General features: G+C 69.8%; 15 protein-coding genes. 2 read left to right on the top strand and 13 right to left on the bottom strand.

The features are described from left to right. Positions 1 to 47 precede the first annotated feature (47 nt). The 13 genes from AB0I23_RS21460 to AB0I23_RS21520 all read right to left on the bottom strand — a co-directional run bounded on the left by AB0I23_RS21460 (position 48) and on the right by AB0I23_RS21520 (position 7,978). Positions 48 to 239, bottom strand: coding sequence for a DUF397 domain-containing protein (locus tag AB0I23_RS21460; RefSeq protein WP_359111357.1), 192 nt, complete (start codon positions 237 to 239; stop codon positions 48 to 50). Then, positions 226 to 834: a DUF5753 domain-containing protein gene (locus AB0I23_RS21465; RefSeq protein WP_359111358.1), complete on the bottom strand. Its 609-nt coding sequence runs from the start codon at positions 832 to 834 to the stop codon at positions 226 to 228. Before AB0I23_RS21465 ends, AB0I23_RS21460 begins: the two co-directional genes overlap by 14 nt. Before the next feature lie 201 nt (positions 835 to 1,035). Then, positions 1,036 to 3,180 carry an ATP-binding protein gene (locus tag AB0I23_RS21470; protein ID WP_359111359.1) on the bottom strand — a complete coding sequence of 715 codons (2,145 nt, stop codon included), beginning with the start codon at positions 3,178 to 3,180 and terminating at the stop codon, positions 1,036 to 1,038. An 86-nt stretch (positions 3,181 to 3,266) separates the two neighbouring features. Continuing rightward, complete coding sequence (locus AB0I23_RS21475) at positions 3,267 to 3,590, bottom strand: hypothetical protein (RefSeq protein ID WP_359111361.1); 324 nt, start codon at positions 3,588 to 3,590, stop codon at positions 3,267 to 3,269. A gap of 94 nt (positions 3,591 to 3,684) precedes the next feature. After that, positions 3,685 to 3,870: a hypothetical protein gene (locus AB0I23_RS21480; protein ID WP_359111363.1), complete on the bottom strand. Its 186-nt coding sequence runs from the start codon at positions 3,868 to 3,870 to the stop codon at positions 3,685 to 3,687. Positions 3,871 to 3,906: 36 nt separating this feature from the next. Next, complete coding sequence (locus AB0I23_RS21485) at positions 3,907 to 4,209, bottom strand: hypothetical protein (RefSeq protein ID WP_359111364.1); 303 nt, start codon at positions 4,207 to 4,209, stop codon at positions 3,907 to 3,909. Continuing rightward, the gene (locus AB0I23_RS21490) at positions 4,206 to 5,474 is read right to left on the bottom strand and encodes a conjugal transfer protein (protein ID WP_359111366.1); all 1,269 of its coding nucleotides are present in this window, start codon (positions 5,472 to 5,474) and stop codon (positions 4,206 to 4,208) included. Before AB0I23_RS21490 ends, AB0I23_RS21485 begins: the two co-directional genes overlap by 4 nt. Continuing rightward, positions 5,471 to 5,863: a hypothetical protein gene (locus AB0I23_RS21495; protein ID WP_359111368.1), complete on the bottom strand. Its 393-nt coding sequence runs from the start codon at positions 5,861 to 5,863 to the stop codon at positions 5,471 to 5,473. Before AB0I23_RS21495 ends, AB0I23_RS21490 begins: the two co-directional genes overlap by 4 nt. After that, on the bottom strand, positions 5,860 to 6,054 hold the full coding sequence (locus AB0I23_RS21500; protein WP_359111370.1) for a hypothetical protein: 195 nt from the start codon (positions 6,052 to 6,054) through the stop codon (positions 5,860 to 5,862). The genes AB0I23_RS21495 and AB0I23_RS21500 overlap by 4 nt, the downstream gene beginning before the upstream one ends. Then, entirely contained in the window at positions 6,051 to 6,467 is a 417-nt protein-coding gene (locus AB0I23_RS21505) for a DUF6907 domain-containing protein (RefSeq protein ID WP_359111372.1), read from the bottom strand. The genes AB0I23_RS21500 and AB0I23_RS21505 overlap by 4 nt, the downstream gene beginning before the upstream one ends. Beyond that, complete coding sequence (locus AB0I23_RS21510; RefSeq protein WP_359111374.1) at positions 6,464 to 6,688, bottom strand: hypothetical protein; 225 nt, start codon at positions 6,686 to 6,688, stop codon at positions 6,464 to 6,466. Before AB0I23_RS21510 ends, AB0I23_RS21505 begins: the two co-directional genes overlap by 4 nt. Then, complete coding sequence (locus AB0I23_RS21515) at positions 6,685 to 7,422, bottom strand: DUF6907 domain-containing protein (protein WP_359111375.1); 738 nt, start codon at positions 7,420 to 7,422, stop codon at positions 6,685 to 6,687. The genes AB0I23_RS21510 and AB0I23_RS21515 overlap by 4 nt, the downstream gene beginning before the upstream one ends. A gap of 109 nt (positions 7,423 to 7,531) precedes the next feature. Next, positions 7,532 to 7,978, bottom strand: a complete 447-nt coding sequence (locus AB0I23_RS21520) for a hypothetical protein (protein ID WP_359111377.1) — start codon at positions 7,976 to 7,978, stop codon at positions 7,532 to 7,534. 206 nt (positions 7,979 to 8,184) lie between these two features. On the opposite strand from AB0I23_RS21520, the gene AB0I23_RS21525 reads away from it, so the two are divergent. Together AB0I23_RS21525 and AB0I23_RS21530 are read left to right on the top strand one after the other, a co-directional pair. Continuing rightward, positions 8,185 to 8,394 carry a helix-turn-helix domain-containing protein gene (locus AB0I23_RS21525; protein WP_359111379.1) on the top strand — a complete coding sequence of 70 codons (210 nt, stop codon included), beginning with the start codon at positions 8,185 to 8,187 and terminating at the stop codon, positions 8,392 to 8,394. Positions 8,395 to 8,529: 135 nt separating this feature from the next. Next, on the top strand, positions 8,530 to 8,814 hold the full coding sequence (locus AB0I23_RS21530; protein WP_359111381.1) for a type II toxin-antitoxin system Phd/YefM family antitoxin: 285 nt from the start codon (positions 8,530 to 8,532) through the stop codon (positions 8,812 to 8,814). The last annotated feature ends 30 nt before the right edge of the window (positions 8,815 to 8,844 follow it).

An 8,844-nucleotide genomic window follows, 5' to 3' on the forward strand; every position in this document is an offset into this window, starting at 1 on the left:
CCTGCCCAGCCGGTGAAGGCCGGTACAGGAGGCGCCGGTGAACGGGATTACGCGGGGTGCGTTTTGGCCCAGTCGACCAGGGCGGCGAACGCGGCCGGCTGCAGCCGTACCCGCGGCCCGTCCCGCCGCTTCGAGTCGCGGACCAGGATGGCGCCCGGCGGGCGGGCCACCTCGACACAGCTGCCGGAGTTCGTGTAACTGGACAGCTGCCAGACCAAGCCGTCGTCATGCTGCTTCAAGTCGGCTCCTCGCGGCGTCGATCAGTTCCAGCGACGCCGCAGGGGACGCGGCCCGCTCCTCCAAATGATCGCAAGCGTGCGCGTACACCAGGGTGCGTTCCGGGCGATCGAGAATCGTTCCGCCCATCAGCGTCTCGATGAACACAGACCGGCGGCCAGCCGCGGTGTACATCGTGAACTCGCCTGCCAGCCCGGCGTGCGTGTCGTCGCTTGCGGGGAGGACCCGCACCTCCAGGGATGGCCGGAGGGCGACAAGGTCCAAGAGGTGGGCGAGCTGCTCGGCGAGGACGACCGGGCCGCCCACGGGCTTGGTGAGGACTTCCTCGGCGATGACGAACCGGGCACGGTGGCCGGCGGATTGGCCGAGGGTGTCGATGCGGGTGAGGCGCGCCTCGGCGATGGCCGTGACGTCGTGCGGCGGCAGCGCCGGGGCCGAGGCGGCGATGGCTGCTCGGGCGTAGGCGGCGCTCTGCAGCATCCCGGGCATGAGCGTCGGGTGCCATGCCTGGATCACGTCGGCCGCCGTCTCAATGGCGACCAGGCGGGCGACGTGCCCGGCTAGCGAGTCAGGCTCTGGCGGGGCGATAGCGGTCACAGAAGACTCCTTGAGCGGGTCGGTGCGGGTTGGAGGCAGGGAGGCCGTACAGGGGGCCGGGAGGGGCCGTTTCGGGCCTCTTCCGGCTGCCCCTGATGCGGGCTCCCTGCCTCCCTGAATCGTCGTTTTAGCTGATCAAGGGCGGTGTGAGGGGCTAGGGAGGCGGTTAGGGAGAACTCCCTTCCTCCCTGGCGTCTCCCTCTACTCGCTGTCGTCCATTTCGGCTTGGCGGGCGCGCTCTTCGATGGCCTCAAGGACGCGGTCGCGGCTGACGGTCATGACTCCGTCGGACTTGTACGGCTCGGCCCCGAGAGGCTGCAGGACGGCCTTGAGGTTCTGGAACGTCCACGCCCGGTATTCGACCTGGTTGCGCTGGGCGAGGAGCTGGATGACCTCCTGGGTGCGCATCCGCGGGGCGTCGCCGAGGACGGCGACAATGTCGGCGAGGTGGTCTGCCTTCTCGCCCGGCTGCGCAGCGTCGCGGGTGGCCACGGCGGATCGCCGCTGCTTGGCCCGGTCGGCGATCTCCTTGGCCTGGTCCTCGTCGATGTAGTGCGTCCGCACCGTGACGGACGTCTGGCCGGCGGCCAGCTTGATGCCGTCACCTGCGACGACGACCGTGCCCTTGTCGAGGCCCTGGCGCAGCTTGTGCGGTGCCGCGCCGCCATCGATCGCGGAATCGCCCAGCGCCATACGGGCCTGCGACTCCGTGCCGAGGACCAGCGACGAGCGGATGTGGTTGCCCTCGCGGGAACGCTTCGGCAGGTTCTCGTTCGTCGGGTCCTGCGTGCCCTCCCACGTGGTGATATTCACCGCGCGCCCCTGGTCGTGGATCGCCTTTATGGCACGGAAGTAACGGCTCGTCGCCTTCGACCCGCCATAGGGAATCTTGAAGTCGTCGACGGCCCCGGACCCGTAGGCGACCTGCGCCTCGTCGACGATGACGACGATCGGGTGGGCCGTCTTCCCGTCCGGGGACATCAGGCGCCGGTTCATCTCCCGGACAGCCTCCTCAGCCATCTCGGTGACGGCCTTGACGTGCTCGTCGGTCGGCCCCTCGATCAGCACGGTGGCCAGGCCCTTGAACATTGCCCAGTCGCCGATGCCCTTGAGGTCGCCGATACGGAACTCGACCGTGGGGTCGAACGCCAGCCACAGGGCCAGTGCCCGCAGGCTCGCGGTCTTCCCCTGGTTCGACAGGCCGGTGATGAGCAGCATCTTCTGGAAGAGGCTGATCAGGGCGGCGTCGCCGCGAAGATCCTGACCCCACGGGGCCCGCCCGGTCTTGTAGTTGGCGGTCATCTCCATGTCGGTGACCAGCGGGGACGTGCCGATCGGCTCGTCGAGGGCGCCGCTGTCCGCGATCCACAGGCGCACCGTCCGCGGCGACGGCGGGATCGTGATGAACACCTCGTGCTCGTGCCGGTTCAGGTTCTCGGCGAGCTTCCTGCGCCGGTTCTGGATCTCCTCGGTGCTGACCCCGGACGGCAGGTGGACGTCGACCTCGACGCCGCACCCGGCGATGACGATGGGGCTGAGCATCTGCGCCCCGACGTCGCCCATCTCCTTGATGGCCTGCTTCAGTGCGGAAACGCCCAGGTCACGCATGGCGGTAACCACGATCGACGGGGTGATCGGTGCACCGTCGCCGCTGCGCACGTTGGCGGGCAGCGCCCAGTCCGGGGCGGTGTGCTGGTTCCGTCCGACGGTCCACAGGCCGGCGAGGATGGCCCACGGCAGGACCATCGAGGCGACACCCCAGACGACCGTGCCGATGACGACAGCCCAGCGGATGGCATCGACGAGGAACAGCGTCGGGGCCAGGACGTAGCTGATGTCCTCGTTGGCGATGGCCAGGGCGATACCGGTGCCGAGCAGCAGGCCGGCGCCGACGGCGGTACCGGCCACGGCGCTCTTGGCCAGCTGCTGCGGCGACGTCAGCAGCTCCATCCTGCGGCGGTGCCGGGCAGCGCGGAACTGCTGGCCGCGCTCCTCCCACTCCTTGGCCTCGTCGAGGTTCCCGACGGCTTCGGCGGCGCGGATCATCCGCTCGTATCGTGCGGCGCTACGTGCGTCCCACGCGCGGCGGATGACGATCCGTGTGCCACCGGCCAGGTAACCGCCGTGGCGGACGACGAGATGCCCGGCTGTGCGGGTGTGGTCATGGGTGGCGACGCGCCTGACCGCCCGCCCGGTGCGGACGTGAAGGCGAGGCCCGGACTGCTTGACCGGCGGTTTTACCGGTTCGACCAGGGCGGTGGGCGCCTTGTCGAAGGCGTCCGGGCTGATGGGGTGCAGCTTCTCGATGGCGTGCCCGTTGACCGGGCGGACGATGCTGTCGGCCATGATGTACGTCTCCTGCTCTCTCGTGAGGTGCGGGTGGCACGGGGCGGCCGGCTGTCTTGGTGGATGACGGCCGCCCCGTGGTGTAGCTACTCGCGCTCGGCCTTGTTCACGGCCCGCTCGGACCGCCTGAGCTGCTGCTCGGCGTCCCGGACCTGCCGCCTGGCCGCGGACCGCTCGGCCCACGGCGCGGTACGCAGCGTGGCCTTGGCGGTGGCGACGGCCTGCCGGTCCTTCTCCCGTACCGCGTGCAACGCGTTGAGCTCCCGCTGTCCGCGCTCGGCGGCCACCGCGTCGATGGCGTCGATGCGGGTGTTCAGCTTCGGGTCGACGCAGTCGGCAAGGGCCTGGTGGAAGCCCTTACGGACCAACTTCGCGCGCTGCCACTTCTCGGCCGAGGTGTAGACGTACACGGCGGTTCCTCTCGGTAGTGGGTCGGGCTGTCCGGCCCCACCGCACCCCCACGGGCTTTCAAAATTGAAAGCCTGCGGAGGACGGAAGGGCAGGTCAGCGGTGCAGGTGGATGCGGTTCAGGACGCAACGCACCTCGTGATGGCTGGTCTTCATGCCGGCGCACACGGTGATCCGGGCGACTTCCGCGGGGTGGACCTGGCCGTGCTGGCGGTGCATGGTCCGGGCGATGCGGGCGATGAACGTCTGCCGCTCGCGTGCGGCTCGGTTACGGGCGCTCATGGTGGGGTCCTTCCAGAGGGGACGAGCCGGGGAGGGTCAGTCGTTTTTTCGGATGTCCTGCCAGACCGAGCGCAGGATCAAGATGCAGATCGTCAGTGCGACGGCGCTGATGGCGACGGCGATCGCGGACACGGCGACCGCCAGCAGCAGCGCGGACCCGCCCATGCCGATACCGATCCACTTCGCCGCACCCCCGGACGACCGGACGACAGGCGCCGGCGGGGCGGTCGGCTGCTGGGTGAGCTGCTGCACCTTCAGCAAGGCCGCGATGAGCGCCAGCTGATCGGTGTTCGCTTCGGCGTCGACCGCATCCTTGGCGGCCTTCTCCAGGTCGCTCATGACTGGTCACCGCTGACCACTGTGCGGCGCAACTCGGTCGCTTCACGGCGCGAGAGACCGAACTCGTCGCGCAGCTGATCGATGGTCACCCCGCGGCCCCCCGACTTGACCACCTTGTTGTGCAGCTGGCGGGCCTGTCGCCGCAGCTCGGTGGGGTTGAGACCGATCTGCTCGGTTACCACCTGCCGGGACTCCTTCGCCGGTACCGCAGCAGACTGCTGGGTGACCGTCTCGGTGACCGGGGCGTGGTGCTCGGGCTCCGGTTCCGTGACCGCCGTGTGCGGCTCCTGCGGGGCCGCCTGGGTGGTCACGTTGACGGGCTTCGGGTCGAGGACCGGGTCGCCCTTCCAGTAGTCGCCGGGCACCGTCCAGTCGGGCACCCGCATGTCGTACACGGAGGGCACGTCACCCCAAGGGTCCGCCGGCTCCGACGGCACCCCGTGGCGTGCAGAGTGATCGAGCTGGTACGTCGGCTGGGTGGCCGACTGCGGAGCCGTGATAGCCGGAGGAGCGACCGCCTCAACCGGCGCAGGCTCTGCCTCAGATGAGAGAGGCGGCTGCTCGTCGTCGACCCGCTCGACGGTCACCTCGACCGCGGCAGGCGCCACGCCGGACGCCACCGTGAACATGTCCAGCAGAGCCGCGTCAGCGCCCCCAGTCAGCCGGTCGCGCTGTACCTCGACCAGCTGCGCGCCCAGTTCGGTATCGCCGACACCGACCTGCTTGGCCAGCCGCCACGATGCACGCTCCGACCGCCACCGGGTCACCTTGCCCGGGTGGTTCGCCGCGCGCGCCCGGTGATAGGCAAGCCGCTGCACCGTCGCCGCGTTCCGGCGCTGCACCTCCATGTCGACGCCCGTGCGGTGGACGACGATCCGGCGGGCGAGGAGGCCGAGCCCCTCGGCCGAGGCGGACATTGCCATCGGGGTCAGCGCGTAGACGACTGCCTCGGTCGTGTCGTCGGCGACGACCACTCCGGTGAGTGCCGCGGCGATCGGGGCCAGCCATAGGCCGGCCCGTACCGGGGCGGGGGCGGCCTGGCCGAGCATCGTCAGCCCGACCATGACCAGAGCCAGGACGAGGGTCACGCCCTCGCCGGCCGCGACGACACCGAGCGCAGTAGCGGCACGCCCGAACTCGGTCACGATGTTGGTGTACGTGCCCCAGCCACCGGCTACTCCTGCCCCGATCATCGGGACAGTGGCGGCGGCCAGGACGATGGTCTGTCCTCGGGTCAGCTGGGCTCGCGGTTCGCTGGCGCTCATCGTCGGCCCCCTTTCTGATCATCGAATCCGGCGTAGTTCTGGGCGAGTTCTGCCTGGAGTTCCTCGATGCGGGCCTGCATGAGGGTCATCTCGGCGGCCATCACGACCGGCGACGCGCTGTCGCGTACCGGGCCCGTGTCGGCCGTCTTCAGCACGTGCACGAACCGCTGCACCTCGTTCGGCCGCAGCAGCTCATACGAGGCGTCCAGCACCTTCTGCATGTCCTGCCGGGGGACCGCGGACGGCTTGGCACGCCATGTCGCCACGGACCGCACCGACACCCCGAGGTGCTCAGCGAAGGCCTCGTTCGTCATCCGGCGCGCGGCCATCAGGGCGACGACCTCGCGACCGGTCCACGTGAAGATGAACGGCGCGGCGTCGGTGCTCACTGGCCCGCCTCCCCGCCGACTCGGGCGATCAAGTGACCGAGGAGGTTGGTGCCCCGCCGGTCCCCGGTCGCGTTGGCGACGAGGAGACCGGCGAACAGGGCGGGGTACGCGGGCAGCGGGCGGGCCGTGCGGTCCACGGCCCGTAACGCGGCGTTCTCGGTGGGCCGGGGGATCGGCCACTTGCTGGTCACTGGTCCTCCCCGGCACGCATCGCAAGCAGCTGCTCGGCCATGGCGTCGATGTGGTCGGCGTGGGCCCGGAGTGCGGCCGCGATCCGGTGGGCGCCGGTCGGGCCGACCTCGAGGTGCCCGTCGTCCGTCTCGATGGACAGGAACACCTGCGGGCGGTCGCTGTACGGCCACTGGACGAGCCCGGCCTCGGCGAGGCTGGTCGGCCCGTGCTCCGGGGTATCGGCCAGCGCCCACACCGGCTCGCTGGTGTGCGTGATCTCAGCCTTGGCCGGGGCGTGCCGGTAGCCGTGCCCGGCCACGCACCACGGGGGGCAAGCGACAACAACGTCGCCGGCGTCCGTGGTGGTGACCGTGACCGTGCCGTCCGGGTTGCGGGGCACCTGCGGCGCCACGATCGGGCGGTCCTCGCTCATCGGCCGGCCTCCTTGTCGAAGGCGGCGACCAGGGCCCGGAGACGCATCTCCAGGCCGACGGCGGCGGCGAGCATCTCGTCACGGTCGTGGATGTTCGCGGTGGCCTTCTCATCGAGGACCTGCCGAGCGAGCCGAAGCGCCGCGTCGAGCGGCGGGACGTAAGCGCGGGCGTCCTTGGCCGGGTCGTACAGCGGGGTGTGTGCGCGGGTCGTGTCGCTCATCGGGCGTACCGGCCGTGCAGCTGGGTGAGCGCGGCCCGAACGTTGAGCCCACGGCGGTACTGCGACAGCTCACGGCTGATGAGGATCGTCCAGTCGCCCGGCTTCCCCCGCATGTAGAAGGCGTCGAGGGTCTCGAACCCGTCCGGGCTGCCCTCCTCGACACGGGCACCGAACAGCTTCAGCAGCGACGCGATCGGCATCGTCTTCAGGTCGTCGCCGGAGAGGTTCTCCCAGGTGCCGCCGTGGGCCGAGTAGTCGACTGCGCGGGCCGCGGCCAGCTGGTCGTTCAGACGCTGCAGGTCGACCAGGTGCTTCCGCACCTTGAAGATCGCGGCGTCGACGTCCGTCGGCGTCTGGTAGCCGAGGTCCTCGCCGGTCGCCTGGACCGGGAGCAGCGCCATGTGCGGCCGATCGGAGCCGTTGTCGTCGGTGGCGAACGGCCACTGGCGGATGCTCGCGGCGAGGATGACGTCGCGCTCGCCCTGGACGTCGAAGCCGACCGAGACGGGCGCACTCTCGTGCACCAGGTCCTCGGCGTAGATGCCGCCTTCGATGTCTCCGGCGTGGTCCTTGAAGCACCAGTCGGGGCACTCGGCGACGAGGAAGCCGCCGCCGCGGAGCGGGTACGTGATGGTGCGGTCCTCGGCCGGCGCCACGATGGCGGCCGACTCGGGGGACCGCTGGGAGACGATGCCGCCGGACGGCTTGAACGTGGCAGATACGGTGTTGCCCATGGTTCGAACTCCTTCTACTGAGGGTTCGGCCTAGGCCCCGGCAGGTGGGTGAGATCACCTGCCGGGGCCGTCCCGCGTCTGCGGGCAGGCCAGGCGAAGCAGGGGAAGATCAGGCGGCGACCAGGACCGGTACGGCCTCGACGGCGACGGCCAGGCGCTCGACCTTGAGCGACGGCGCAGCCGACTTCATCGGGACCGGGCCGAGCCCGTGGGCCTTGAAGATGCGGCGGATCTCGTCCAGGTCCGCGGTCTGCCGGTTCGACGTCACCCGCGACACCAGCCAGGAGCCGTAACGGCCGGCGGGCAGACGGTCCAGAACCTTCTTCGCGGCACGCTTGCCACGGTCACCGGCCCGGGCCAGCTGCGCGGCCTGGTCGAACGCGGCTGCGGCGGCCTCGATGTCCTCGACCGGGGGGAGCTCGGCGGCGGCGTACAGCCCGTCCGGCTCCGGTGCGGTGGAGGGCGCCTCGACCTTCAGGGAGGCGGGGGAGACAGCCGAGCGGACCGCGTCCGAGACGACGCTGAACAGCCGGCGGGAGATGAGAGACTTCAGCACAGCGGGCTCCTGTTGTAGCAGGTAGATCCGTTAGGCCCTGCCTTGGTGTGCAACCACCTCGGCGGGGCCGTTTTGTTGGCGCCTTGTCTGCCAACACCTCCACTCTAGGGAACACGGTGTTCCCTTGTCAACGCCAGCTACCTAGGCAATTAGCATCTCTGTGGGTAACATCAGGTTCCATGATTGCCAATGGAAGACTAGACGTCATGGATAAGCGATCACTGGCGCACGTGGCAGGCCGGTTCAGAGAAGCCGAGACCCGAGCCCGGATCTTGCGCATCGAACTTGCCGAGGCGATCCGGCAGGCGGACGCGGACGGCGTGCCGCAGAAGGAGATCTGCGAGGCGACCGGATACACCCGTCAGCAGGTCCGGAGGATCGTGAAAACCGAGGACGAGAACGCCAGCGAAGGATGATCCGGGCGCGTCACCGCGTCTCACACATGTCTCACACACTGCACGCACGAAGAAGGCCAGCCCCTCGCGGAGCTGGCCTTTCTTGGTCTCGCACGCACACTGTGGACGTCCTGCACGCCGCTTAAGCTGGGGACTATGGCCTACGAGATTCCGGTGACGCAAGCGCGAGCTGAACTCGCCGAACTGATCAACCGCGTCGTCTACGGCGGCGAGCGAGTCGTGGTGACGCGGCACGGAAAGCCGCTCGTTGCACTGGTCTCGGCCGCTGACCTGGAGCGACTTGAGAACGACGCGGCCGTTGCGGAGGAGCAGGTGATCAGCTCGGTCTCCTCGATCGGCTCCGCGGTGTCCGCTCCGGGCGAACGGCGACGCTTCGGTATCGCGGCGGAACACCGGGGGCAGCGCGACGCGGGCAACTGACCGCCCCCGCACGCAAAAGCCGTGCACCCC

Source organism: Streptomyces atratus (genome assembly GCF_040655115.1).
Taxonomy (GTDB): domain Bacteria; phylum Actinomycetota; class Actinomycetes; order Streptomycetales; family Streptomycetaceae; genus Streptomyces; species Streptomyces atratus_D.